Source organism: Agrobacterium tumefaciens (genome assembly GCF_013318015.2).
Classification (GTDB): Bacteria; Pseudomonadota; Alphaproteobacteria; order Rhizobiales; family Rhizobiaceae; genus Agrobacterium; species Agrobacterium tumefaciens.
The window spans coordinates 1,949,574-1,974,975 of record NZ_CP115841.1 but is presented as its reverse complement, the minus strand read 5'-3'; the positions used below and the strand labels follow the sequence as shown (position 1 = coordinate 1,974,975).

The following is a 25,402-nucleotide window of genomic DNA, read 5'->3' as shown; positions in this document are numbered from 1 at the left end:
TGTCTTGGCTCGCGCAATATTCGATCGCATGTCCTTCAGCCTGAAGGCGTGTTTTAAAAGGTCATGCGGCAACGAATGTGAAACAAGGGATCACAATACTTCCTTCTCGATCCTCCCGATTCAAACGCCCCTCAACGCGAATCTTAAGCACCTTTGCCTCGTGCTTTTTTACAAGATCAAATTCGGCAGTCTTGTTGGCGGGGACTCTAATTGCTGTTGCTATACAAATCAATCCGCATAGCCCCGAGGGTTGATATACATTTTTGTATATGGCCGAGTGTTGTAATTCATCAAACGGGTCACCAGCGCGCAAAAAAACGCGCGGCGATGGCCGCGCGTTTCCATGTTTTCGGCTTCGACGTGGCTATTTCAGCGCCGCATCGGTGATTTCAGTGGTGTAGGCGCCTGTCGGCTCCTTGGTGATGACGGGATCGGAACCGCCGCCGAGCAGCGTCTTGACGGTGCGCTCGTAATCCGCCTTGTCCAGCGCGCCCTTCGAGCCTGCGGTCAGCTTGGCGACTTCGCCCATCATGCGCTTCTGGTGCTTTTCGGTCTGGGCGCCGGAGGCGTCATTTTCAAGAACGATACCTGCTGCATCGTCAGGGTGTTCTTCCGCCCACTTCCAGCCTTTCATGGAAGCGCGGACGAATTTGACCATGTCTTGTTTGAACTTGGCGTCCTTCAGCTTGTCTTCGAGAACGTAGAGCCCGTCCTCCAGCGTTGCCACGCCCTCGTCCTCATATTTGAAGGTGACGAGTTCCTCCGGCTTGATGCCGGCATCAATGACCTGCCAGTATTCATTATAGGTCATGGTGGAAATGCAGGCGGCCTGCTTTTGCAGCAGCGGATCGACGTTGAAACCCTGCTTGAGGACGGTGACGCCATCCGCGCCGCCGGTGGTCGGGATTTTCAGGTGCGCCATCCACGAGAGGAACGGATATTCATTGCCGAAGAACCAGACGCCGAGCGTCTTGCCCTTGAAATCTTCCGGCTTGGTAATGCCGGTTTCCTTGAGGCAGGTCAGCATCATGCCTGACGTTTTGAACGGCTGGGCGATGTTGACGAGCGGCACGCCCTTTTCGCGGGTGGCGAGTGCCGATGGCATCCAGTCGACGATCACATCCGCGCCACCGCCGGCCAGAACCTGCGCAGGCGCAATATCCGGTCCGCCCGGCTTGATATCGACATCGAGGCCTTCGGCTTCATAAAAGCCCTTGTCCTTGGCGACGTAATAACCGGCGAACTGCGCCTGGGTGACCCATTTCAGCTGCAGGGTGATCTTGTCGGCCGCCTGAGCCTCAAATGCGCTCAGAAGTGACGCGCCGGCAAGAAGCATAGAGGCAAGTTTCATTTTCATCGCTGTTCCCTTTTTCGTTATTTACGTTCGTCCCCCACGGACGGACGGATGCCAGAAGGTGACGGCGCGCTCGATGAGCGCCACCAGACCATAAAATCCTGAGCCTGCGAGCGCCGCCACGGCAATTTCTGCCCAGACCATATCGACATTGCTGCGGCCCATTTCCGCCGAGATGCGAAAACCCATGCCGACGATGGGCGTGCCGAAGAATTCCGCGACAATGGCGCCGATCAGCGCCAATGTGGAATTGATCTTCAGGGCGTTGAAGATGAAGGGCCAGGCGGCGGGCAGGCGCAGCTTCAGCAATGTCTGCCCCCAGCCTGCAGCATAGGTGCGCATCAGGTCGCGTTCCATGTGGCTGGAGGCGGCAAGCCCTTGAACCGTATTCACCAGCATCGGGAAAAACGTCATGATGACGACGACAGCCACTTTCGACTGCCAGTCGAAACCGAACCACATGACCATGATGGGAGCAATGCCGACGACAGGCAGGGCGGAGACGAAATTGCCGATGGGCAGAAGCCCGCGTTGCAGGAAAGGCGAGCGGTCGATGAGGATGGCGACGATGAAACCTAGGCCGCAGCCGAGCACATAACCCGTCAGCACCGATTTGAGGAAGGTCTGGCGGAAATCCGCCCAGAGGATCGGTAGCGATCCGAGAAGGCGGGCGAGGATGGCGCTCGGGGCAGGCAACAGGATGGGTGGGACGGAGAAGCCGCGCACCACACCTTCCCAAAGCGCGAGAATGGCCAGCCCGAAGAGAAGCGGTACGGCCATGCGGCTCATTCGCTTTGCCGACTGTGATGCGAAGGTGTGGCGCACCAGCCATTCGTTGCAGGCCCAGGCGGCAAGCCAGAACAGGATTGCGCCAATAAACCAGACGGGATTTGTCATGGCCGCGCTCCCATTCTCTTGAGGACGGCTGCGTGGGCGATGCCGATGATCGAGACCAGAATGGCGGCCACACCGGCGGCCATGAACAGCGCTGCCCATATCTGCACCGTCTGGCCGTAATAGGAGCCGGAGAGCAGACGCGCACCGAGGCCTGCGACGGCGCCCGTCGGCAATTCGCCGACGATGGCCCCGACCAGCGCAATCGCGATGGCGATCTTCAGCGAGGTGAAGAGATAGGGCAGGGCAGACGGCCAGCGCAGCTTCCAGAAGATTTGTGCGGGCGAGGCATTATAGGTGTGCATCAGGTCCAGCTGGATGGTTTCGGGGCTTCTGAGGCCCTTCACCATGCCGACGACAATCGGGAAGAACGAGAGATAGGTGGAAATCAGCGCCTTTGGCAAAAGCCCGGAAATGCCGATGGAATTCAGGACGACGATGATCATCGGCGCGACAGCAAGGATGGGGATGGTCTGGCTGGCGATGATCCACGGCATGACCGAGCGGTCCATGGCGCGATTGTGGATGATGGCGACGGCAAGCAGGATGCCGAGCACCGCGCCAATGGCGAAACCGAGGAGCGTGGCCGAAAGCGTGACGCCCGCGTGATAAACGAGGCTGCGCTTGGAGGTGATCGCCTTGTTGACGGTGGTGTCCCACAGTTCCGCGATGATCTGGTGCGGGGCGGGGAGAACCGGGCGCTCCTGCGTGAAGGTTTGCGGCAGAAGCTCGATGAAGCTCGGCGTCTGGCCGGCGCGGTTTGCCTGATCGCGGACGAAGGGCATGTTGAGGTAGATGACGCAAAGGTGCCAGACGATGAGGATGGCGAGGAGGACGGTGAGGATGGGGAGGACGCGGTGGCGGAGGAGGGTCATAGGGTTGCCCTCGGTTGATGGGGGGTAATGCTGGCGATGACGTCACCCCTCATAGCTATGCCCCGCCTTCAGCCCCTCACGCACGCGATGCGCAATTGCCAGAAATTCCGGAGTCTCCCTGATCTCAAGCGGTCTTTCCCTTGGCAACGTGGATTCTATGATATCCGTCACCCGGCCGGGCCGTGGTGACATCACGACGATCTTGGTCGAGAGATAAACGGCTTCCGGGATGGAGTGGGTGACGAAGCAGATGGTCTTGCCGGTCGTATCCCACAGTTTCAGCAGCTGTTCGTTCAGATGGTCGCGGACGATCTCGTCCAGCGCGCCGAAGGGTTCGTCCATCAACAGCAGGTCGGCATCGAAGGCGAGCGCGCGGGCGATGGAGGCGCGCTGCTGCATGCCGCCGGAAAGCTGCCATGGGTATTTCTTGCTGAAACCGCTGAGATTGACGAGATCGAGCGTGCGGTCGATGCGCTCCCTCTGTTCGGCCTTCGTATAGCCCATGATTTCGAGCGGCAGTGCAATGTTCTTTTCGATGGTCCGCCAGGGATAGAGTGCGGCGGCCTGAAAGACATAGCCGTAGGACCGGTCCTTGCGGGCGTTTTCCGGCGTGGTGCCATTGACGGTGATATCGCCGGATGTGTGCTTTTCGAGATCGGCAATCACCCGCAGGAACGTGGTCTTACCGCAGCCGGAAGGGCCGATGAAGGAGACGAACTCGCCCTTGCCCACTTCCAGATCGACATTGGAAAGCGCGTGCACCGGGCCATCGCCGGTTTCGAAGGTGAGGCCGAGATTTCTGGCGGAAACGACGGAATAGGACGAGGCTTGGTTCATCGTGGCTTGTTTCCACTTTCCGTCAGGGCTGCGCGTGCCAGCGGCAGCATACGTGTTTCCGTGAGTTTGGCGATCGGCAGATTGGAGGCCGCATCCAGATCGAGCCAGCGCACCTCCTCTATCTCGGCCTGTGGGGTAACTTCGATATTCAGTTGGGCGACGAAGGCATGGGCCACGACCTCCGCCCCTGTCTCATTGGCGGCCTCCTCCCGAAAGATGCCCTCATATCGCGCGGCATTTTCAGGAAGCGTGAGGCCGATTTCCTCGGCAAGTTCACGGTGAAGCGCCTGCTCAGGCGTTTCACCCGGATCGATCTTGCCGCCCGGCTGCATGAATTGCGTGGTGCCGCGCTTGCGCACGACAAGCATTTGCCGCCGCGCATTCAGGAGAACGGCGGCAGCGATGACGATTTCGCGTTTCGGATCGGTGCTCAAGGTCATACACCCGATGCCGGTATACCGCTGCGTTCCACCTTGCGTGGCGCGACGAGCTCTTTCCATGTGGACAGCGCCTTGCTGACGGCGGGATAGGGATCCCGGGCGACGAACGTGCCGTGACCTTCCTGCGTCTTGACCGTGCTTTCCTCGATGCTGACGATGCCGCGCGACAGGGTGAAGCGCGGCAGGCCCTTGACCTTCTGTCCTTCGAACACGTTGTAATCTATGGCCGATTGCTGGTTTTCCGCGCGGATGGTCTTTTCCCGCGCCGGGTCCCAGACGACGAGATCGGCATCGCTGCCGATGAGGATCGCGCCCTTTTTCGGATAGATGTTGAGGATTTTCGCAATGTTGGTGGAGGTGACGGCGACGAATTCGTTTATCGTCAGCCGGCCGGTCGCCACGCCATGGGTCCAGAGCAGCGGCAGGCGATCTTCCAGCCCGCCGGTGCCATTGGGGATCTTGCGGAAGTCACCGAGGCCGAAGCGCTTCTGGTCGGTGGTGAAGGCGCAATGGTCGGTCGCCACGCATTGTAGCGAGCCGGAGGCGAGACCCGCCCAGAGGCTATCCTGATGCTGGCGGTTGCGGAAGGGTGGCGACATGACCCGGCGGGCAGCATGGTCCCAGTCGGCATTGGCGTATTCGCTTTCATCGAGGATCAGGTGCTGGATCAGCGGTTCGCCATAAACGCGCATGCCGTTCTGACGCGCACGGCGGATGGCTTCATGTGCCTGCTCGCAGGATGTATGAACGACATAAAGCGGCGCACCGGCCATATCGGCGATGATGATGGCGCGGTTGGTCGCTTCGCCTTCGACGGAGGGCGGCCGGGAATAGGCATGCGCTTCCGGACCGACATTGCCTTCCGCCATCAGCTTTTCCTGCATCTGCGCGACGATATCGCCGTTTTCCGCATGAACGAAGGGAATGGCGCCAAGCTCGGCGCAGTGCGAGAAGGAGGCGAACATCTCGTCGTCATTCACCATCAACGCGCCCTTGTAGGCCATGAAGTGCTTGAACGAATTGATGCCCTTTTCCTGAACCACAGTCTTCATCTCGTTGAAGACCTGCTCGCCCCACCAGGTAACGGCCATGTGGAAGGAATAATCGCAGTTGGCTCGCGTTGCCTTGTTGTCCCATCTTTGCAGGGCATCGAGCAGCGACTGGCCGGGATCGGGCAGACAAAAATCCACCACCATGGTCGTGCCGCCGGCAAGGGCGGCACGCGTGCCACTCTCGAAATCATCGGCGGAATATGTGCCCATGAAGGGCATTTCCAGATGCACATGCGGATCGATGCCGCCGGGCATGACGTAACATCCCGTGGCATCGAGCACTGTGCCGCCGGTCAGATCGGGTCCGATCTCTGTGATCTTGCCGCCTTCGATTTTAACATCGGCCTTGTAGGTCAGGTCGGCGGTGACGATGGTGCCGTTCTTGATAATGGTGGCGGTCATTGCACGATCTCCGCAGTTTCCAGCACCGCATGCAGCAGCACGTCGCAGCCCGCGGCGGCCCATTCGGAGGAGATGTCTTCGGCTTCATTGTGGGAAAGACCGTCCACGCAGGGGCAGAAGATCATGGTGGAGGGGGCAACCCTTGCCGTCCAGCAAGCATCATGGCCAGCGCCGGAAATGATGTCCATATGGCTGTAGCCCAGCTTTTCGGCAGCAGCGCGCACGCGGCCCACCAGCACCGGATCGAAGGTGACGGGATCGAAATGGCCGATGGCCTCGATTGAGCAGCCGACGCCGAGTTCTTCGGCGATAACGGGCACCTCGCGTTCGAAAATGGCGCGCATGTTGTCGAGTTTCGCCTGCGAGGGGGTTCTGAGGTCGATGGTGAAAACCACCTTGCCGGGCAGCACATTGCGGGAATTGGGCGTGAAGATCATCTGGCCGACGCCGGCGACGGCGCCCGGCTGGTGGGCCATCGCCACTTCCTGCACCTTTTCGAGGATGCGGGCGGCGGCGAGGCCAGCATTGACGCGCATGGCCATCGGCGTCGAGCCGGTATGCGCCTCCTTGCCTGTCAGCGTCACTTCCAGCCACCACAGGCCCTGACCATGGGTAACGACGCCGATCTGCTTGCCTTCCGCCTCGAGGATAGGCCCCTGTTCGATATGATATTCGAAATAGGCGTGCATCTTGCGGGCGCCCACCTCTTCCTCACCCAGCCAGCCGATGCGCTTCAGCTCGTCGCCATAGGTCTTGCCGTCGGTATCGGTGCGGCTATAGGCGTAATCGAGATCGTGAATGCCGGCGAAGACGCCGGAAGCCAGCATGGCCGGGGCAAAGCGCGCGCCTTCCTCATTGGACCAGTTGGTGACAACAACGGGGTGTTTCGTCTTTATGTTGAGATCGTTCAGGCTTCGCACGACTTCCAGTCCAGCCAGCACACCGAGAACGCCATCGAACTTGCCGCCGGTTGGCTGGGTGTCGAGATGGCTGCCGATATAGACCGGCAGTGCATCCGGGTCCTCGCCGGGGCGTGTGGCGAACATCGTGCCCATCTTGTCGACGCCCATCGTGAGGCCGGCCGCTTCGCACCAGCGCTTGAACAGGCTGCGGCCTTCAGCATCTTCATCCGTCAGCGTGCGGCGATTATTGCCGCCGGCAATGCCGGGGCCGATTTTCGCCATGTCCATCAGACTGTCCCACAGACGGTCGCCATTGACCGTCAAGTTCTTACCCGCTGCCATGAAGTGTCGTCCTCACCTGTTTTGTTTTTATCGAAGCAAAGCTTGTGCCGTTCCCGTTTTTGCCGGTTAAGATAACAGCCATTGCCTTGTGATGGCGATGGTGGATAAATTGACCGGCTGGTAAACATTGCAAATTCGCCATGACGTCAGCAAGGGATTTTCGTGACGAATCGCACTAATTTTGCCTAAACTGTACGCGGCGATTATTTTTTAAGCATACTGTAGCGGCAATTGCATCGAAAAGAAACACAGAGAGCAGAGTATGGCCATACCGCGCGCAGCGAAAACACAGAAGCGGACCCGCATTCAGGAAGAAAAGCAGGAAGCGATTCTTGAGGCCGCGCTGAGTGTGTTTTCCACCAACGGCTTTCGCGGTTCAACCATCGACCAGATTGCCGAGGCGGCCGGCATGTCGAAACCGAACGTACTTTATTATTTCCGCACCAAGGAGGCGATGCATCGCGCGTTGATCGAGCGGGTGCTGGATACCTGGCTGGATCCGCTCAGGGCTTTCGATGCCGAGGGCAATCCTGAAAGCGAAATCCGCTCCTATATTCGCCGCAAACTGGAAATGTCGCGCGATTTTCCGCGCGAGAGCCGCCTGTTTGCCAATGAAATTCTGCAGGGCGCGCCCCATATCGAGGATGAGCTGAAGGGTCCGCTGAAGCAACTGGTGGATGAAAAGGCGGAGGTAATCCGCGTCTGGATCAAGGCCGGAAGGATGGCGAAATGCGATCCCTATCACCTGATTTTCTCGATCTGGTCGACCACGCAGCACTATGCGGATTTCGACGTGCAGGTGCGGGCCGTGCTGGGCGACAAGAACGGTGGCGAAGGCCGGTTTGAGGATGCAGCCCGGCACCTGGAGCAGCTTTTCATGGGCGGATTGAAGATCAACAACTGATCTGGTGAGGTTATCGCGAATATGTGATCGATTCTTTATGTCAAAACATGAGGAAAATTATCACCTTTATACTTTACTCCAAAACTCATCTTTATTATGGTGCCGGCATCCCGAACGTCGGGGCATGAAAAAATCAACCGGCAGGTGAGGGAATGGCACGCAAGGAAAAGAAGAAAGCCGAACGCGGCGGCAAGCAGGGCAAGGGCGCGCCTCAACCTGAAAAGGATGTGGCCGAACAGCAGCTTTCCGGTCCGAAGAGCTTTCTTTATGTTGGCGGCCGTGACTGTCAGGTTGCCCATCTTCGCCAGATCGCCAGCAATTTCGGCGCCGAGCTTATCCATCACGATGGCGGATTGCGTGAGGCGGTCTCGCGTATCGACACTGTTCTTCCCTCCGTCGACTGCGTTTTCTGCCCGATCGACTGTATCAGCCACGATGCGTGTCTGCGGGTGAAGTCCGGTTGCAAGAAATTCGGCAAGACGTTCATTCCGCTGCGCAATGGCAGCAAATCCAGTCTGGAGCGAGCGCTGCAGACGATGAATGAACGGACCTTAAACGATGAGCGACGAGCGCAATAATTTTAAGGATGCAGAGCAGGCGGTGGCTGAGGCCTGCCGCGTGGAGTTGCACAAGATGGCCGACCAGGGCGCCGATCCGGCCCTGACGGAGATGTATGAAGTCGTCGGCGAACGCGAGCGGCGCAACCGCGCCGCAGCTGACGGCGGCAATGTGCTGGCTTTTCCCTATCTGCGCACCCGCCAGCCGGGCGAAAAGCCGTTCTTCGAGATCGGTGACGCGGCTCAACGTGGCGGCAACATCCTGTCGTTTCGCTGGAAACGGCGTTGATGCCGATTTAGCCCCTCGGCTTCAAAAATGCACCGGCGCAGAGCACCAGCCATCCCGCGATCATGCCGAGGCCACCCAAGGGGGCCGCGTAGGGAAACAGGCTGTGACCGGAAAAATGTCTGGTGACGAGATCACCAACAAAAACCGCCGTGCCGAAGCCAAGAATCAGCCCTGCCGGAATGGAGGTTCTGATGCGGTCCGCGCCGATATGCAGTGCCACAAGCACTGGCGCATGGGCGAGCGCCATGGTCGAGGCGTTGCCAAGCATATAGGTTTCGCCGGTATGGGTGGCGGCGGCGGCAAGCATGACGCCGGCAGCACCCAAAAGGCTGCCCAGCAGCAAAATCAAGGCGCGCAATCTTTCCGTCGTCATGGGTTATTCGCTTCCTGATTTTGCATGTGAAAGGCCAGCCGCTCCACGGGTCCCCAGATGATGTCCCGGAGCTTTGCGTTCTCGATGGTCTCGTCCATCGCGCGGCGAAAGCAGAGCAGCCATTCGTCCCGCTCGGCGGGTCCGATAGGGGCCACGAAATGACGCCTGCGCAACATCGGGTGGCCGTGTTTTTCGACATAGACCGGCGGTCCGCCAAGATATCCGGTCAGATAATCGTAGAACTTGCTTTCGCTGCCGGAAAGATCGGCTGGATGGATGGCGCGGCAATGCGCCGCCTCTGGCAGGGTGTCCATCAATTCGTAGAAGCGCCGGGTCAGTGCTCTGACTGTGGCATCGCCGCCGATCGCTTCATAAAGGGTAATGGTCTCGCCGCTCACATCCCGCCTCCTTGAACCCTGCGGCCCTTATCGCTTTCCGGAGCGAGAAGAGCAACAGGCAAAGACGGGATGCGACATTTGCGACACTGGGACATTCATGGTGACCGTCCGCTTCAAGCGTTCAGCGCCATCCACTCATCCAAAGTTGCGGATGAGATCGAGGCCCTTGCTGAGCAACGTTTCGGCTTCGTCCTGATTGGCGGCCTCGACGTAGCAGCGCATTTCCGGAGCATTGCCGGAAGGGCGGAAATGGATGGTGCTGCCGTCTGTTAGCGCCACGCGCAGGCCGTCAATGTCGCTCAGCGCCTTGACCGTGCCCACGGGGGCGAGGAAGGTTTCGAGATTATTCCGCGAGGCGCGCAGATGCGTCATCAGGGCAGCGCTTTTTTCCTGTGCGAAGTTTTCCAGACGATCCGCAGCCGCGACCGGCAGGTTATAGGCGGCGGCAATCTGCGATAGCGGCTTTTTCTGCTCGGCGGAGAGAAGCAATACGGCGAGGATGGGCAGGAAGCTGTCCCGCGTCGGCAGGGGCGATAGCGGTTTGCCGTTCAATGTGAAGGTCGAGGCTGTCAGAAGGCCGCCATTGGCCTCGAAACCCATGACGCCGTTGTTTCCTTCGGCAAGGGCCTGTGCCATGCCGGCGATCACGAAAGGCGAACCGACCCTGGTGCGGATGACCTTGAACGAACCGCTCGCCTCAATGCCGGAATTGGAGGTGACGGGGGTGACGACCACGCCGGCATCGAGAAAATTCGCCGTAATCAATCCGATCAGGTCGCCGCGCAGCGGCACGCCGTTTTCATCGGCAAGCAGGGGCCGGTCGCCGTCACCATCGGCGGAAACGATGGCATCGAGGCCGTGTTCCGGCGCCCATTTTTTGAGAAGCTCCAGCGTTTCAGGGGAGACCGCCTCGGTATCGACCGGAATGAAGGTCTCGGAACGGCCGAGCGACACAACTTCGGCGCCATAGTGGGCGAGAACGTCGACGAAGAGATCGCGCGCCACCGTGCTGTGCTGGTAAACGCCGATCTTCAGGCCCGACAGCGCCTTTGCCGGCAGGAGTGCGGCATTGCGCTCATAAAAGAGCGCGGCTGCAATTGCGGAATGGTCGTCCGCCGTTGCGGCCTCGTCGTTAATCCCTTCAGCCTCGACTTCGGCTGCGAGTGCGGCGATCGCCGTTTCGTCCTGTTTATCGATTTCGCCGTCCGGGCGGTAGAACTTGATGCCGTTGCGGTCGGCCGGAATATGCGAACCCGTTATCATCAGCGCGCCGGCCTTGAGGGAAAGTCCATAAAGCGCCAGTGCCGGTGTCGGGACCGTGCCGCAATCGAGCGGCGTGAGGCCGGCCTTTTTCAGCGCGGCGATACAGGTTGCGGAAACATCCGGGCTCGAATCGCGGAAATCGCGGGCCACGAGAATGGGGTCGCCCGCCTTTGCCTGACCCGATGTGAGAAGGTGCCTTGCAAATGCCGTTGCGTAGACGGCCGAGGCCTTTCCTTTCAGATCGACAGACAGGCCGCGAAGGCCGCTCGTTCCAAATTTCAGGCTCATGCCAAACTCCGTTTCGATAAAATCTTTGAGGTTCAAATGGATAATACAAAAATATAACGCCAGAAAGAACCGTATCGATCCATTCAAGTCAATCATCTCTTTCATGGACGCGGCGAATAGGTGATGATGGCGGGGATGATGCGGGTAACCTAAAATTCACCCGTTATATCTAGACTTGCCGGTTAATAGTGGTTCTGGCGACGATGAAAACCATCTGTTGCAGGCCTTTTTTGTGGTTCGTTCAAGTTGGATTGGCTGATGTACAGGCTTCAAAAGGCGGGACATAAGCAGGCACGTCCGCTGGATGAAAAAGCGGCGCCCGCCGCCAGACCCCACGGTTCCCTGCTGGACGATCTGGTGGATGAGGATGAGGTTTTCGAGCGCACGGTGCTGAAAGAGCATCTTGAGTCGAAGCCGGCGGCTGCCGTTGCCGAACCCGCTCCGGCTGAAAAGCCCACAAGGCCGGCCTCGCCAAGCAACAGTTTCGCGGCCACGCTGCCGGGCCTGAAATATATCGACCGGATCGGTGTGGACGAGGTACTCGGCTGGCTGCGTGCCGGGATCGTCTGGATTGTGCTTGCGATCATTCTCTGCGTCGCCGCTGCACTCGCCTATGCCTATATGACGCCGCCGCGTTACACCGCCTATACGGATATCGTCGTCAATCCCTCCAACCTGAATGTCGTCAATGACGGGGTGTTTTCGCCCAACCAGCAGCGCGACACCCAGATTCTCGAAGTGGAGAGCAAGCTGCGCACCGTCACGTCGCGCAACGTGCTGGCGCGTGTGGTGGACGAGCTGAAACTGGATGAGGACCCGGAATTCATATCCCCACCGCCTCTTGCGCGGCTGAAAGCATTTTTTTCACCCAAGCCGGAAGATGGTGACAACAAGGTCGGCGCGCTTCGTTCGCTGGGCGAACGGGTTGCGGCGGAACGGGATCCGCGTTCCTTCGTGGTGACGCTTGCGGTCTGGACCAATGATCCGGACAAATCCGTGACAGTCTCGAAGGCGATGGTGAAGGCTTTCGAAAGCGAGTTGTTCCAGACGACCTCCGACAGCAGCCTGCGTATCGTCGATGATCTAAAGAAGCGGCTTGAGGAAATGCGCCAGAACGTGACGGTTGCCGAAAAGCGCGTCGCCGATTTCCGCCGCGAAAACGGCCTGCAGGAGAATAACGGCCAGCTGGTCAGCAATCTGGCATCAGGAGAGCTGAATGCGCAGGTTCTTGCCGCGCAGCAGCGCGTCATTCAGGAGGAGTCGCGCCTCAAGCAGATGCAGGCGGCGATTGCCCAGAACCGCACCCAGAGCGACGCGATCTTCGACAGCCAGACCATGAACACCATCCGTGCGCAATACAGCACCTTGCAGCAGCAGATCGGGGCGATGACGCTGACCTATGGCGCCCGCCATCCGCGTCTGGCGACGGCGGGGGCGGAACGCGACATGCTGGAACGCGGCATTGCGGATGAGGCGCAGCGGATTTTGCTGGCGGCCAAGACCAATGTCGCCGAGGCCCGCTCCTCGCTTGATGCCCTGCGGCTGAAGGCGGTTGCGGAACGCGCCAACGTCTTCACCGACAATGAGGCGCAGGTGCGGCTGCGCGATCTGGAGCGAGACGCCAACTCAGCTGCCGCGATCTACGAGACCTATCTCAACCGATCACGCCAGATCGCCGAGCAGCAGACAATCGATTCCACCAATGTGCGGGTGATTTCGCAGCCGGTAGCGCCCAATTCCAGAAGCTGGCCGCCCGGCAAGCTGATCTTCCTGATCGCCGGTGGCGTGGGCGGTCTGTTCCTTGGTCTCGGAATTGCCATCGCACTTGGGCTTTTGGGTTTTCTGCGCCGGACAGATCACGCGGAACGCTACGCCTGAGGGCTGCGACCGCCGATTACTCCTCGGACATCAGGCCGTCATAGACTTCGAGCAGGGCGGCGGCGATGGCGGCACCCAGCGCATTACCCGCATCGCGAATGCCTGTCTCGTCGCCGTCACGGACCGAAACGGCAAGATCGGACGCCTCATTGGCGACGATTTCTTTTGCCCGTTCGATGGCCCAAAGGCCGAAATCGCCGCGGTTGTCGATCGATATGGTTTCCATGGCCGGGACCTTTTCTATGGTGTGGTTTCGTCGTCCCTTAACCCATCAACCGCAAAACCGGAATAGGGTGAGGAGAGGTTGGGGTGGTCACTCAACCCCCGGGCGTATAATTGTTTGATTCAAGCGTCAGATTTATAAGAATATTAATGATAGTTATTCGTAGTGTTTGAAGCCTTATACCTTAATCCTATGCGTGAATATAACAGTGAAACGATGCCTATCTTGGACACCGGACAGAATATGACAGGGAGAGATGTCCCGCATGCGGAAGGGCCTGGCACACACTGGCCGGTTGTTCCGCTTGCGGCTTTGCCCATCACCGATGCGACCATCGAAGAGACGGCGCAGGATTTTATCCTGCGGGCGGAACGTGAACGCGCGGCCGGCGCAAAGCCGTTCTATTCGACATCGGCGAACGGTCAGGTCATCGCACTCTGTCACCAAGACAAGGAATTCGAAGCCCTGCTGCGGCAGGCGGACCAGATTCATGCCGACGGCATGTCGCTGGTGATCTTTTCCCGCCAGTTCTGCGTAAGGGCGCTGCGGGAACGTGTGGCGACGACGGACCTCGTTCATGCGGTGGCCCGGAGGGCTGAGGCGACCGGCACGCGGTTCTATTTCCTCGGCGGTTCCGAAGAGGTGAACCGCGCGGCAGTCGAGGAAATGCAAAAGCTCTATCCGCGGCTTGTTTTTGCCGGTCGGCGCAATGGTTATTTCAGACCCGGCGACGAGGAGGCGATCCTTGCCGATATCGTCGCATCGCAGACCGATATTCTCTGGGTGGGCTTCGGCATACCGCTGGAGCAACGTTTCGTCGCGCGCAATCTCGACAGGCTTTCCGACATTGCGGTGATCAAGACCTGCGGCGGTCTGTTCGATTTTCTCGCGGGCAAGAACAGCAGGGCGCCACAATGGATGCAGGATATGGGGCTCGAATGGCTCTACAGGGCCATGCTTGAGCCGAGGCGTCTCGGCAAGCGCTACCTGCTGACCAATCCCATCGCCATATATTCGCTGCTGAAGCACCGCTACGGGTTCGGGGCCGGCAAGGTCTGAAATCTGCGCATTCTCGTTAATTTTTTACCGAATTTCCCCTGACCGTCTGACCGGTTCAGGATCGATATCATGTGAGCGGCATCTGCCGGCGCATGCAATCATCATATGGAGTCGCGCTATATGAGGTCGCTCTAACGTATCGGGGTGGAGGTGTCTTTCCGCGGAAAATCGTTGCAAGTGGGCGTAACGGCGGTACACTGAGCGGATATTACATATTTATTCGAATCAGAAATATATTGAGGACAGCGATGGTAATTACGTCCATTTCTCTTTTCGTATATGGGATTGGCACCGTTACTTCTCTTGCCATGACCTATATAGAAGGCGCCCGCCGCGACAAGGATTGGGACTTTTACCGGGTGACCGGTATCATCCTTTGTTTCTTCTGGCCGGTTCTTGTGCCGCTTCTCATTCTTGCAGCCGTTTTTTCGTCATTCGCTTCCCAGAAACGGCATGTGAATGGGATCTCTTTGCGCAGGGAAAAAACCCTGAGCTGAAAAGCTGATATTAACTGCCGGAACGAGCCCGTGTTCAGGCCTTTTTCGCCGGCGCCTTATAGGGCGTGAGCGTAATACCGAGGCTCGCCATGACGCGGCCGATGGACATCAGCGGTGGATGCGTGGCGGGCAGCAGCGCACCGGTTTTCAGGAATGCGGAAACGGCGCGGACCAGTGACAGGCACAGGCTGACAACGTTTTTGGCGGCAAGTAGCAGCCCGCCCTTCAGGCCGGGGCGTCGGGCGCGGTCGATGCTGTAATTGATGATGCCGGTTCGGAGCGAGCGCTCCATGATCCAGCGCGGCGCCATGCGGTTTTCCGGCACATATTCGATGATGAGGGCTTGAGCGTTCCAGGCGAATTTGAAACCCGCCTTTCGGCAACGGGTGAAGAAATCCATGTCGCCGCCGCCGAGGAAGTTGAACCGTACATCGAATTCCGGCTTTTCCAGCGTTTCGAAAACCCGCCTCGAGATCAGGCAATTGCCAGACCCATGGATTTGATCGACTACGCCGGTGGGTGCCTCGATGGAGCCGAACAGCGGGTGTGCCAGAACCGCCTTGGGTGCGGGGGCATCGAATTCGCGGTCGACCGGCCCGCCGACGATATCGACGCCGAAGGATTTTGCGGCAGAGACCATTTCACCGAGCCAGCCGGGCGAGGCCGCTTCGTCGTCATCGATCATCAGAAACCACTGCGCGGATGGATAGTTCTGCCGCGCCGTGCGGAACGCCGTGTTGATGGCGTAACAATTGCCCTGCGTCGGCTCGACCAGCGTCTGGCCCATCATTCCGCTCTCGGAGAAAAACGCACGCGCGACCGCCAGCCCCGCCTGGCCCACCCCGTCATTATCGACGACGACGATGGCGAAGGGGAAATCGACCTTCTGGGCTGCCAGCGAGTTCAGCGTCTTCTGCAAACCTTCCGGCCTGCGGAAACTCGGAATGCACACCACCGCTTCCGGCATGATTTCGGACATGGACACTCCTAAATTCCGGCAAGGGCTGCGGCGGAAAACACGACGGCGCGCAGGCTTTGGCGCGGGCGATTGACAAATGTATCGGCAAGCGCCGAAAAGGCCTCGCGATAGCGCCGGGCGCGAAAGGCCTGCGCCACGGTATAGGCATTCATGTGATTTTCGAATTTTTGGCGAAGCCGGCGCAATTCCTGCGGCGCAATGGCGGCGACGATGGCGGGATCGGAAAACACCGCTTCGATCGCCGGTTCGCAATCCCGGAAGGTCAGAAGGCGGTTCATCATCACGCTTGTCCGGTGCACACGGTAATCCAGCACGTGGCGGCCGGGCAGATAGGCGAAACGGCCGGAGGCAGCCAGCCGGCACCAGCCATACCAGTCTTCCGCATAACGCAATGTCTCGTCGAAACCGCCAAAATCCTGAAAGATGCGGGTTTTAACCAGCATGATGCCGCCATTGACGATGAAGTTTCCGCCCAAAAGCGGCTGGAGGATGAAACCATCAGGTTTTTCCCGCCGTCTGATGAGGTTGCGCCGTCCGATCTTGGCGCCATTCTCGTCAATGCGCTCATAATCGCCGTAGACAGCAACGACATCCGGTCCGGAGATGCCGGCGCATAGGGCGGCGATCGCGCCCGGCTTCACGCGGTCGTCGGCATCGAGAAACATCGTCCATTCACCGCGCGCCTGCGACAGGCCGAAATTGCGCACGGCGGAAACGCCCTGCCGTCCCTGCGGCCGGGCCAGCAGTTTTACGCGGGGATCGGCGAAACTTTGCACCTTTTGCGCCGTTGTGTCGGTGGAGCCGTCATCGACGACGAGCACTTCGCAAACGGTTTTCCCCTGAGACAACACGCTTTCGATCGCTTCCACGATGTAACGCTCGCCGTTGCGAACGGGAATGACAATCGAAACGGAAACCAATATTTTTACTCCATCAGGGGCGGGTCAATAATTCTCACACTGAAGTTACTACCGGATTAAGCCGGCTTGCGCCAATTGTGACGTGGTATAGCGTCAGTTAACCTTGCAAATCTTTAATATCCTTTTGGCATGATCAAGATGTTATGTTTTGAGAATTAGAGCGCCGTGCGGCCATTGGGACGCATCAGCGACGTTCTGACAGTTGTGATATGCGCATCGTCCCTTTCGAAAATCGCTTTCGATTTTCAGGCCGATGCGCCGGGGTTGTGGAGGCGGGCGAATGCAGATCGGGCGGCGGAATTTTCTGGGTGGTGCTGCAAGCGCGGGCCTGTTGCATGCCATGGCCGGGCAAGGCGTTGCCGCGACCAGGAAAACGTCGACAAAGATTGCCCCTTACGGTGCGGCCATCTATCTGCCGGACCTTACCGCCGATAGCCGCATCGGCGAAGCGGTGGTCAAATATTGCTCTCGCATCACACCCGTTACTGAAATGAAATGGGAGGTGATGCGGCCTTCGGCAGAGGTGTTCGATTTTGCCGCTGCCGATGCGCTTGCGAACTTCGCGCGCCAGAACAAACTCACCATGCATGGTCATCCGCTTATCTGGTACGCTTCCAACGCGCCCTGGCTTGCCAGCATCGGCAGCGGCGCGAAGGTCGAGAAGTTGATGGAAACCCACATCGTCAAGGTGATGGAACGGTACAAGGACGTGATACACAGCTGGGATGTGGTCAATGAGCCTATCCCCGACGTGCCCGGCAATGTGCGCTCGCGCCGCGACGCCTGGTATTATGGCGCAGGCCCGGACGCCATCAAAAAGGCCTTTGACATCGCCCATTCCGTCGATCCGAAGGCCCAGCTCGTCCTCAACGAATATGATGTGGAATTTGCGGTCGAGAAATCGCCGGCCAAGCGCGCGGCCTTCCGCAATCTCATTCTCGAGCTGCTAGAGAAAGGCGCTCCGATCAACGCTATCGGCCTGCAGGGGCATCTGCGCGGTGGCTGGCCCATTGCGAAAGACGAGCTTGCCGCCTTTACCAAGGAAATGCGCAGTTATGGTCTTGCCGTTCTGGTGACGGAACTGGATGCGATGGACCAGACGCTTCCCGCGCCGGAAGCCGAGCGCGACATGCTGATAAACGGTCAGGTCCGCGATTTTCTCGAAGCGGCGTGCGAAGGCGGCCCGCTTTCCTCCATCACCACATGGGGCATTTCGGACCAATATACCTGGATTCGCTGGGCCTATCCCCGCCGGGATGGCACCGCGAACCGGCCGCTGCCGCTCGACTGGAGCTTCAACGAAAAACCCATGATGGCCGTCATCAATGAATTCCGGAACCGTGGTGCGTAATTATGACTGCTGAAATGCCGCTTCCTCCCGTACATAAGGCGCTGCAAATCAATCTGCATCCCTTCGACGCACCGCATGCGGCCCTGACCGTTCCGCATCAGCTGCGGGTCTGGGGCGGGCAGGTGGACCGCATTCTCCTGACGGTGGATACCGGCCAGGTTGGAGCCGGCCGCTACAAGGGCAACGGTTTCGAGGCCGCCAGCAAACGCCTGTTTGACATGCTGGAGGAAATGCAGGCCAACTATCCGCATCTGCATGTGGATATTGCCGACTATAGCGATGCGGCGCGCAGTGCGGTGGCGGAGACGTTCTTTTCGCGCTCGCCGGTTCCTTATCCCGCCAAGGCTTTCGACGGCGGGCCTTTCCATGTTTATTTCCACGGGTTGAAACGTGCCAACGCCCGTTATGTGCTGCATATGGACAGCGACATGATGTTTGGCGGCGGCAGCCAGAGCTGGTTCAACGAAGCCATTGCGCTGCAGAAGGCCAACCCGGACGCGCTCTGCATCACGCCGTTTTCCGGGCCGCCCACCGTGCGCGGCGATCTCGATATCTCCCGCCATGTCGGCATGCCGGGGGTGAAGAACATTCCCGAACCGCGCAAGCTGCCGAGCCGCGTTCCCACATGGCGGTTCGCGACCGTTTCTACCCGCCTGTTCATGATCGACATGGACCGTTTCGCCAAGCGTATCGGCTCGCTCGAACTGCTGAGACCCGACGTCAAACGGCGCATCCGCTCCTATGCCTATAATCAGCAACCGGTCTCAATGCCTGCCGAAGAGGTGCTGAGCGACAATATGATGCGCATCGGCGTATACCGGCTTGATTTTCTCGGCACTGGCAACGGCATGTATTCGCTGCATCCGCCCTATCGCTCGCCCGAGTTTTACGCGGCGCTGGGCTCCATCGTCGAGCGTATCGAAAAGGGTGACGTTCCCGAGGGCCAGCTCGGAGATTTCGATATCAACGGATCGATGGTGGACTGGTCGAGCGCCCTTGCGGCCAAGACGCGCTCCAAACGTTACGCGAAGGCGCTGCGTCACCTGATTTCAGCGAATGTCCAGCGCTTCACTGGGGCATAGAAGGCTCGGCACTTTCTTCAAAACCGGCGCAAGTGCCTTAGAAATCTGTGATGAGCTTGCTCCAGCTTTCCGAGCTTAGCCCGCCAATATATATATCGCCGGCAAGCGCCCGATCCCGGAGGGCTTCATCCCGGGTGGCCATGCAGAAATAACCGCGATGATGGAAGGTCACGTGGTTCTGACGGTAGAGCGCGTTCATGAGAAACGGTTGCGACATGCCGGTGACATGGGCATAGTTTTCATCATCGAAATGGCGGAACAGCGCACCGAGCACGTCGTTTTCGCGACCGGCATCGCAGACGAGGTTCAGCACATAGGCGGTCCGTCCCGCCTGTCCGAAAAACAGGGCAGCGCCGATGATGCGGCCTTCGGCATTTTCGATCGCCAGGCTACTCAATTCACCAAGGGTGCCGTTGGTTTTACTCATTTCGATCAGCCAGTGGAATTCCTCGTGGGACCATTCCGGGCGGACGGAAAAACGCTCGATCATTGTCAGCGCGTTGCGTCGGAACGTTTCGAAATCCACCGGTCTGACCGTGGTGCCGGCAACTTCATTGGGCCTTATGCCCTTTTTCCACGATCGCAGGATACGGTCCACAAATCCAAGCGCCATAAGTCCGGGCCTGGATTTGACTACTTGCGAACGGCGCGGCATGCGCAGGGCAATCGCGCTGAAAGGCTTGAGCGCCTTGTGCCATTGGAGGCTTTCCATCGGCAACATGCTGCCGCCGATCGCAAGCCAATGATCGGCGCTGACGGGGGAGGCCGTGTCCGAAAACAGCATATCGTGTTTCGTCGCGCGCATGCCGCGGGAGAGGCGCGCGGCGCCGAGTGCGCCGAGTTTTCCTTTCGACGCGAAAGCACATAACAACCTTGCGGTAATGGGTTTTCCGTTCGCGACAAACCGCATGGGGACGGCAAGGATAACGCTTGTAACCCCGCTCTCTCCAGCATCGTAGACAACGCTACCGTATTCGGGATCAAACACAGGACTGCTGAAAAACAATGTTTCGACGTAAGCGCCGAAGTCGAAGTTTCTATCAAGCCCGGTCTTTTTGAACGCGCTGTTGAGCACAACCTCGACAGCCGGAAGATCGTCCCTGCGCATGGGTCGAACGCCGGGCGCAGCTGGCTGAACCGGGCGTTGTGTCGCCCCTTCGTTGTTGCTATCGTCCATATTGGTGTGTATCGGAACGTCCACCGTCGGTTTCCAGCTATTTACGCGTTTATGAAATCAACAAGCCAAAGATATATCCAGAGTTGTTAATATACGTTAAACAGAATTTCGGATCATCACCCCAGTATATTCTTAACGTAGCGAAATATCTCTGTCTTAAAATAGATATAAGCAACCTTAACAAGGGCGTATGTCTAGCCAATAATAGGGAAATCAGCAACTTAAATTTGACAGATGAAGTTTGATATGGTCAAGATTCTACCCTTATCCATATGTTGACTTCGAAAATCAGGTTCCGTTTCATTTTTCCGGGTTTCATTCCTATATGATGGAATTACTATTCCTCCGTGTATTATGGATAACTAAAAAATAGGGTTTTGACGGGATATTCATGTTACCGAGACGAAGCATCGGGTACGATGTGAGAACGTATGGAAAAAGGTAGAGAAAATTACCTGATGGATGCAGCGCATGATGAGCAGGCGAGTGTCGCCTGGCGGAATGCACTGTTTTATGTGACGTTCTTTTATTTCACGGTCGGCTTCTCGCCCTATATCTCGCTTTCCTCGACCTATCTGGGGTCCGCCATGGCGGCCGGGTCCAACCTCCTCAACCAGCTCACCGCGATCATCCTGCTCATCAGTTTCGTGGCGTTCATGGCAAAGGAGCGGTCGTCTTCCATCGTCTTTACGCCGCGTTTGCTGATGCTCGCGATCTTCGGCTGGTATATTTTTACCTCGGTGGTGGGCGGCGCGCCGGTGTTTTCGCTGCGGCGGCTTGCCATGTGCGCCATCATCTGCGTGCTCGCCAGCTGCTTCCTGCAATTGCCGCGCACCGAGCGGCATTTCACCACGCTGCTTGCCACATGCGTGCTGATCATCCTGTTCCTCTGTTATTTCGGCGTTGCTGTCCTGCCGTCGCGGTCGATCCATCAGGCAAGCGATGCGCTGGAGCCGCTCCTCGCAGGCAACTGGCGTGGGGTCTTCCGCCACAAGAACGAGGCAGCCTCGATCATGGCGGTGCTGATGATCGTCGGGATTTATCTGTGCAAGCGCTGGTCCCTTATCGGCGGCCTGGCGGTGCTGTTGCTGTCGTTGATCTTTCTCGTCAAGTCGGGTGGCAAGACCGCGCTCGGCCTGATGCCGATCATCATCGCCACGGGCTGGTTCATCGTGGGCTGGCCCAGATGGCGTTACGCTGTTGTGACCGTGCTTCTGGGAACCTTCGCCGTGGTGATCGTCGGCACGACCGTTGATCCGGTCTTTTCACAGATGCTGACGAAACTGGGGATCGACGCCAGTTTCACCGGCAGAACCGATATCTGGACCGTCTCGATAGATTATATCCGCCAAAGCCCGATCGTCGGATACGGCTACCAGGCCTTCTGGCGCAGCGACACCCTGATGACGAGCTTCACCGAGAACAATACCTGGGCAACGACGGCGCCGGATTCCCACAATGGCTATTTCGACCTTGTGCTTGGCGGCGGCGTGCCAGGTCTTATTCTGGTGCTGACGTGGATTTGTCTGATGCCGCTTCGCGATCTCGGCAAGATGGATGAGGCCACGCGCAAAAGCCCGCTGACGAAGCTCTATGTCGGCGTCTGGCTTTATGTCCTGCTCTACGGCTTTCTGGAAACGATGTTCTTCCTCAGTACCGGTTTCGTCTGGTTTTTCCTCGTCGTTGCCGTGATGGGCCTGCGTTTGCAAGCGAATGCCAGCCTTGTCGAGGATGAGGCGCAGGCGGAGCCGCAATTGGCCCTGACTGGCAGTAACGCGGCCAGCGTGGCGAGGCGCATCAGGGGCAAATCGCGCAGATCGTTGCTCGCAGATGATATTTTGAAATGATTTTTCGTTTCAAATGTGTAAAAGAGCCTGATATTGCGCGCGTTTGCAGCAGGTTTCGCTAAACATGCGTGGCTTAAGTCTTTGTTGTTATGCATGTCCTGTCGCAAAACCGCTCCGCATTTTGCTCGACACGCAATGAACCGGATCGGCAAGGTCAATAAATGGCAGATACAGGCGCCTGTGCGCTCGAAGCGGATGACATCCACAAGAGCTTCGGCACACACGAAGTTTTGAAGGGCGTTTCGCTGAAGGCCCACAAAGGCGATGTGATATCGATCATCGGCTCGTCCGGTTCCGGCAAGAGTACCTTCCTGCGCTGCATCAACTTTCTCGAAACGCCGGATCGCGGCCGGGTCATCGTCAATGGCGAGGAGATCGCCATGAAGATTGGCAGGGACGGCAAGGCTGTGCCGAAAAGCTGGCGGCAAGTGGAAAAGCTGCGTACAGGGCTTGGCATGGTGTTCCAGAATTTCAATCTCTGGGCCCACCGCACCGTTCTGGAAAATGTCATCGAAGCGCCTGTTCACGTTCTCGGCGTCAAGCGGCAGGAGGCGGTGGAAAAGGCCGAAGCCCTGCTGAACAAGGTTGGCCTTTACGACAAGAAAAATGCCTATCCGGCGTTCCTCTCCGGCGGGCAGCAGCAGCGCGCCGCGATTGCGCGCGCGCTCTGCGTGGAGCCGGCGGTGATGCTGTTCGACGAACCCACCTCGGCGCTCGATCCGGAACTTGTGGGCGAGGTGCTGAAGGTCATCCGCGATCTGGCCGAGGAAGGCCGCACCATGCTGCTCGTTACTCACGAGATGCGCTTTGCGCGCGATGTTTCCACCGAGGTGATGTTTCTGCATCAGGGCCGGGTGGAGGAAGCGGGGCCACCGGCGCAGGTGTTCGGCAATCCCGCAAGCGCCCGTTGCAGGGAATTTACGGGCGCGCTGGCGTGATGGCCGTTTCGCTTCGCCGTTTGTTTTAACAGGAGAGACTTTAAATGAAATTCTTCGCCACGCTGCTTGCCGGAACGGCATTTGCGGTTTCCGCCTTCACCGCCAGCGCCGATGTCCGCTTCGGCATCATGAACGAATCCTACCCACCCTTCTTCGCCAAGGATGCCAGCGGAAAGTGGCAGGGCTGGGAAATCGATCTCATGGACGCCGTCTGCGCGGAAATGAAGGAAAAATGCTCGATCGTCGAGCTTTCCTGGGATGGCCTCATCCCGGCTCTGCAGACGAAGAAGTTCGATGTTATCTGGTCGTCCATGTCCAACACGGAAGAACGCGAGAAGGTCATCGATTTCACCAACAAATATTACAACACGCCGAGCAAGCTGATCGGCGCCAAGGATGGCAAGCCGGGTGCGGCGCCGGAAGACGTCAAGGGCAAGACCATCGGTATTCAGGTCGCGACCATCCAGTCCGAATATTACAAGAAATATTTCGCTGCTGTCGCAGACGAAAAGACCTATCAGACGCTGGACGAGGCGTTTCAGGATCTCGCAGCCGGCCGTATCGACTACGTGTTCGGCGACTCGCTCGTTCTCGATGCCTTCGTGAAGAGCGATGCCGGCAAGGATTGCTGCGCCGACATGGGCAACGTTGCGGATGACAAGGAAATCCTCGGCCTTGGCGTTTCCGGCGGCCTGCGCAAGGACGACACCGAACTCAAGAACAAGCTGAACGCTGCTCTCGCTGCCGTTCGCGCCAGCGGGAAGTATGACGAGATCACCAAGAAATACTTCAGCTTCGATATCTACGGTAAGTAATTTCTCCTGACCGGTCACATAAATGGCAAGCCTTGAAACCACGCTGCAACTGCTGTCACCCTATCCTCCGGGATGGGGCGGCACCCTTTTGAAGGGTGCGGCGTCGACGCTTGCCATTTCCGCCGGTGCCTATCTGATCGGCATCGTCATCGGGCTTGCCGGTGCACTTGGCAAGCTCTCCGGCAACAGGCCGCTTGGCCTTCTGCTCAATCTCTACACGACGGCAATCCGCGCCGTTCCCGAACTGATCCTCATCGTCGGGCTTTATTACGCCGGCACTGATGGCCTGAACCGGCTGCTACAACTGGCAGGCCTGCCGCCTTTGGAAGTGAACGGTTTCGTTGCCGCTGTTGCGGTTCTGGGTTTCGTGCAGGGTGCCTATATGACCGAGGTGCTGCGCGGTGCGATCCTTGCCATTCCGAACGGGCAGATCGAGGCGGCGCGCGCCTTCGGCATGTCGCCGGCCTTGCGTTTCCGCCGTGTGGTCTTGCCGGCACTGTTGCCGAACGCCCTGCCGGGCCTTGCCAATCTCTGGCTTGCGGTAACGAAGGATAGCGCGCTGGTGGCGGTTGTCGGTTATCAGGAGCTGGCGCTTGCGACACGGCTGGCGGGCGCCAGCACCAAGCAATATTTCCTGTTCTTTCTTGCCGCAGCCCTGCTTTACCTTGCCATTACGCTGGTTTCCAACCTCGTCTTTTCGCTCCTGGAGCGCCGTGTGCGGCGCGGCCAGCCGGCGTTGGCATAAAGGGGAAGCGGCATGGATTTTTCATGGATCGCAAAATATTGGCCGCTGCTTCTGTCCGGTGCCTGGCAAACGCTGGCGCTGCTCGTGATCTCCGTCAGCATTGGTTTTCTTCTCGCTATCGGGCTTGCCTTCGCGCAGGTCAGCGGCGGGCGGGTGACAAAAATTCTGGCGCGCGCCTATTGCACCTTCTTTCGCGGCACACCGCTTCTGATCCAGCTCTGGCTACTCTATTATGGCGTCGGCTCGTTTCTGCCGATGATCCCCGGCTTACGTCAGAGTTTCATGTGGCCGGTGCTGCGCGAGGGCTTCTTTTTCGCCGCCGTCAGCTTCACACTGAATTACGCGGCCTATGAGGCCGAGGTTCTGCGCGGCGCGTTGCTGGCTGTGCCAAAGGGTGAGCTGGAGGCGGGCCGGGCTTTCGGCATGGGCCGTTTCACCCTTATTCGCCGCATCTGGCTGCCGCGCGCCATCCGCATCGCGCTGCCGACAATTGCGGGCGAGGTGGTGATGCAGCTCAAAGCCACGCCGCTTGCCTTTACCGTGACGGTGATGGACCTCTATGCCGTGGCCTACAAGGTGCGGCAGGACACGCTGCTCGTTTATGAGCCGCTGATCGTCGTCACCGTCTTCTATCTCATTCTCACCGCCATCATCGCCCGCTGTTTCGGTCTCATCGAACAGCAGGTGCCGGTCCGGCGGTAAACCGTTCAAGGAGCATGAA

General features: G+C 58.6%; 26 protein-coding genes and 1 pseudogene. 13 read left to right on the top strand and 14 right to left on the bottom strand.

Annotation, left to right across the window (positions count from 1 at the left end; all coding sequences use genetic code 11):
• Window positions 1-364: 364 nt before the first annotated feature.
• From G6L97_RS09810 to G6L97_RS09780, 7 genes are read right to left on the bottom strand one after another with little or no spacing between them, the layout of a single operon-like run.
• Window positions 365-1,357, bottom strand: a complete 993-nt coding sequence (locus G6L97_RS09810; protein WP_003513879.1) for an ABC transporter substrate-binding protein — start codon at window positions 1,355-1,357, stop codon at window positions 365-367.
• Window positions 1,358-1,378: 21 nt separating this feature from the next.
• Window positions 1,379-2,251 carry an ABC transporter permease gene (locus tag G6L97_RS09805; RefSeq protein ID WP_065702623.1) on the bottom strand — a complete coding sequence of 291 codons (873 nt, stop codon included), beginning with the start codon at window positions 2,249-2,251 and terminating at the stop codon, window positions 1,379-1,381.
• Window positions 2,248-3,123: an ABC transporter permease gene (locus G6L97_RS09800; protein ID WP_111784095.1), complete on the bottom strand. Its 876-nt coding sequence runs from the start codon at window positions 3,121-3,123 to the stop codon at window positions 2,248-2,250. Before G6L97_RS09800 ends, G6L97_RS09805 begins: the two co-directional genes overlap by 4 nt.
• A gap of 42 nt (window positions 3,124-3,165) precedes the next feature.
• A complete protein-coding gene (locus tag G6L97_RS09795; RefSeq protein ID WP_003513873.1) occupies window positions 3,166-3,960 on the bottom strand; it encodes an ABC transporter ATP-binding protein in 795 nt (264 codons plus the stop codon).
• The gene (locus G6L97_RS09790; protein ID WP_162632995.1) at window positions 3,957-4,400 is read right to left on the bottom strand and encodes an NUDIX hydrolase; all 444 of its coding nucleotides are present in this window, start codon (window positions 4,398-4,400) and stop codon (window positions 3,957-3,959) included. The genes G6L97_RS09795 and G6L97_RS09790 overlap by 4 nt, the downstream gene beginning before the upstream one ends.
• On the bottom strand, window positions 4,397-5,854 hold the full coding sequence (gene hydA / locus G6L97_RS09785) for a dihydropyrimidinase (RefSeq protein WP_111784094.1): 1,458 nt from the start codon (window positions 5,852-5,854) through the stop codon (window positions 4,397-4,399). The genes G6L97_RS09790 and hydA overlap by 4 nt, the downstream gene beginning before the upstream one ends.
• Window positions 5,851-7,098 carry a Zn-dependent hydrolase gene (locus G6L97_RS09780; protein WP_111784093.1) on the bottom strand — a complete coding sequence of 416 codons (1,248 nt, stop codon included), beginning with the start codon at window positions 7,096-7,098 and terminating at the stop codon, window positions 5,851-5,853. The genes hydA and G6L97_RS09780 overlap by 4 nt, the downstream gene beginning before the upstream one ends.
• 262 nt (window positions 7,099-7,360) lie before the next feature.
• Here G6L97_RS09780 and G6L97_RS09775 point away from each other — a divergent pair, with 262 nt between their 5' ends.
• The 3 genes and pseudogenes from G6L97_RS09775 (at window position 7,361) to G6L97_RS09765 (ending at window position 8,848) form a co-directional block, all read left to right on the top strand.
• Window positions 7,361-8,002, top strand: a complete 642-nt coding sequence (locus G6L97_RS09775; protein ID WP_003513869.1) for a TetR family transcriptional regulator C-terminal domain-containing protein — start codon at window positions 7,361-7,363, stop codon at window positions 8,000-8,002.
• 254 nt (window positions 8,003-8,256) lie between these two features.
• Window positions 8,257-8,580 (top strand): annotated as a pseudogene (locus tag G6L97_RS09770) (DUF2325 domain-containing protein); the annotation flags it as partial.
• Window positions 8,561-8,848, top strand: coding sequence for a hypothetical protein (locus G6L97_RS09765; RefSeq protein WP_003513867.1), 288 nt, complete (start codon window positions 8,561-8,563; stop codon window positions 8,846-8,848). The pseudogene G6L97_RS09770 and the gene G6L97_RS09765, both read left to right, overlap by 20 nt.
• Window positions 8,849-8,855: 7 nt before the next feature.
• On the opposite strand, the gene G6L97_RS09760 is transcribed toward G6L97_RS09765, so the two are convergent.
• The 3 genes from G6L97_RS09760 to uppO all read right to left on the bottom strand — a co-directional run bounded on the left by G6L97_RS09760 (window position 8,856) and on the right by uppO (window position 11,170).
• Entirely contained in the window at window positions 8,856-9,221 is a 366-nt protein-coding gene (locus tag G6L97_RS09760; RefSeq protein ID WP_065658679.1) for a DUF423 domain-containing protein, read from the bottom strand.
• The gene (locus tag G6L97_RS09755; RefSeq protein WP_013636696.1) at window positions 9,218-9,619 is read right to left on the bottom strand and encodes a group II truncated hemoglobin; all 402 of its coding nucleotides are present in this window, start codon (window positions 9,617-9,619) and stop codon (window positions 9,218-9,220) included. The genes G6L97_RS09760 and G6L97_RS09755 overlap by 4 nt, the downstream gene beginning before the upstream one ends.
• Window positions 9,620-9,754: 135 nt before the next feature.
• Window positions 9,755-11,170: a polysaccharide biosynthesis phosphomannomutase UppO gene (uppO, locus tag G6L97_RS09750; RefSeq protein ID WP_111784107.1), complete on the bottom strand. Its 1,416-nt coding sequence runs from the start codon at window positions 11,168-11,170 to the stop codon at window positions 9,755-9,757.
• A 258-nt stretch (window positions 11,171-11,428) separates the two neighbouring features.
• Between uppO and uppM the strand changes: the two genes are divergently transcribed.
• Window positions 11,429-13,048, top strand: coding sequence for a polysaccharide biosynthesis protein UppM (uppM, locus tag G6L97_RS09745; protein WP_162686686.1), 1,620 nt, complete (start codon window positions 11,429-11,431; stop codon window positions 13,046-13,048).
• Window positions 13,049-13,064: 16 nt separating this feature from the next.
• On the opposite strand, the gene G6L97_RS09740 is transcribed toward uppM, so the two are convergent.
• On the bottom strand, window positions 13,065-13,274 hold the full coding sequence (locus G6L97_RS09740) for a hypothetical protein (protein WP_003513853.1): 210 nt from the start codon (window positions 13,272-13,274) through the stop codon (window positions 13,065-13,067).
• A gap of 240 nt (window positions 13,275-13,514) precedes the next feature.
• Here G6L97_RS09740 and uppL point away from each other — a divergent pair, with 240 nt between their 5' ends.
• Together uppL and G6L97_RS09730 are read left to right on the top strand one after the other, a co-directional pair.
• Complete coding sequence (gene uppL, locus G6L97_RS09735) at window positions 13,515-14,330, top strand: polysaccharide biosynthesis UDP-hexose transferase UppL (RefSeq protein WP_034502051.1); 816 nt, start codon at window positions 13,515-13,517, stop codon at window positions 14,328-14,330.
• Between the two features lie 248 nt (window positions 14,331-14,578).
• Window positions 14,579-14,827 carry a hypothetical protein gene (locus G6L97_RS09730; RefSeq protein ID WP_003513848.1) on the top strand — a complete coding sequence of 83 codons (249 nt, stop codon included), beginning with the start codon at window positions 14,579-14,581 and terminating at the stop codon, window positions 14,825-14,827.
• Window positions 14,828-14,861: 34 nt separating this feature from the next.
• On the opposite strand, the gene uppJ is transcribed toward G6L97_RS09730, so the two are convergent.
• Entirely contained in the window at window positions 14,862-15,806 is a 945-nt protein-coding gene (uppJ, locus tag G6L97_RS09725; protein WP_080797864.1) for a polysaccharide biosynthesis UDP-hexose transferase UppJ, read from the bottom strand.
• Between the two features lie 8 nt (window positions 15,807-15,814).
• A complete protein-coding gene (gene uppH / locus G6L97_RS09720) occupies window positions 15,815-16,726 on the bottom strand; it encodes a polysaccharide biosynthesis endo-1,4-beta-xylanase UppH (RefSeq protein WP_174002877.1) in 912 nt (303 codons plus the stop codon).
• Window positions 16,727-17,006: 280 nt separating this feature from the next.
• Here uppH and uppI point away from each other — a divergent pair, with 280 nt between their 5' ends.
• Window positions 17,007-18,077, top strand: coding sequence for a polysaccharide biosynthesis UDP-hexose transferase UppI (gene uppI, locus G6L97_RS09715; RefSeq protein WP_065702627.1), 1,071 nt, complete (start codon window positions 17,007-17,009; stop codon window positions 18,075-18,077).
• A 2-nt stretch (window positions 18,078-18,079) separates the two neighbouring features.
• Entirely contained in the window at window positions 18,080-19,159 is a 1,080-nt protein-coding gene (uppG, locus tag G6L97_RS09710) for a polysaccharide biosynthesis glycosyltransferase UppG (protein ID WP_111784092.1), read from the top strand.
• Window positions 19,160-19,196: 37 nt separating this feature from the next.
• Here uppG and G6L97_RS09705 read toward each other — a convergent pair whose 3' ends face one another.
• Window positions 19,197-20,267, bottom strand: a complete 1,071-nt coding sequence (locus G6L97_RS09705) for a hypothetical protein (protein WP_026330759.1) — start codon at window positions 20,265-20,267, stop codon at window positions 19,197-19,199.
• Window positions 20,268-20,767: 500 nt separating this feature from the next.
• Between G6L97_RS09705 and uppW the strand changes: the two genes are divergently transcribed.
• From uppW to G6L97_RS09680, 5 genes are all read left to right on the top strand, one after another.
• The gene (gene uppW / locus G6L97_RS09700) at window positions 20,768-22,183 is read left to right on the top strand and encodes a Wzy-type polysaccharide biosynthesis protein UppW (RefSeq protein ID WP_019565136.1); all 1,416 of its coding nucleotides are present in this window, start codon (window positions 20,768-20,770) and stop codon (window positions 22,181-22,183) included.
• A gap of 161 nt (window positions 22,184-22,344) precedes the next feature.
• Window positions 22,345-23,121 carry an ABC transporter ATP-binding protein gene (locus tag G6L97_RS09695; RefSeq protein ID WP_111784090.1) on the top strand — a complete coding sequence of 259 codons (777 nt, stop codon included), beginning with the start codon at window positions 22,345-22,347 and terminating at the stop codon, window positions 23,119-23,121.
• Window positions 23,122-23,165: 44 nt separating this feature from the next.
• A complete protein-coding gene (locus tag G6L97_RS09690; RefSeq protein ID WP_003513835.1) occupies window positions 23,166-23,936 on the top strand; it encodes a transporter substrate-binding domain-containing protein in 771 nt (256 codons plus the stop codon).
• Window positions 23,937-23,958: 22 nt separating this feature from the next.
• Complete coding sequence (locus tag G6L97_RS09685) at window positions 23,959-24,681, top strand: ABC transporter permease (protein WP_013636682.1); 723 nt, start codon at window positions 23,959-23,961, stop codon at window positions 24,679-24,681.
• Window positions 24,682-24,693: 12 nt separating this feature from the next.
• Window positions 24,694-25,383: an ABC transporter permease gene (locus G6L97_RS09680; protein WP_013636681.1), complete on the top strand. Its 690-nt coding sequence runs from the start codon at window positions 24,694-24,696 to the stop codon at window positions 25,381-25,383.
• Window positions 25,384-25,402: the final 19 nt, after the last annotated feature.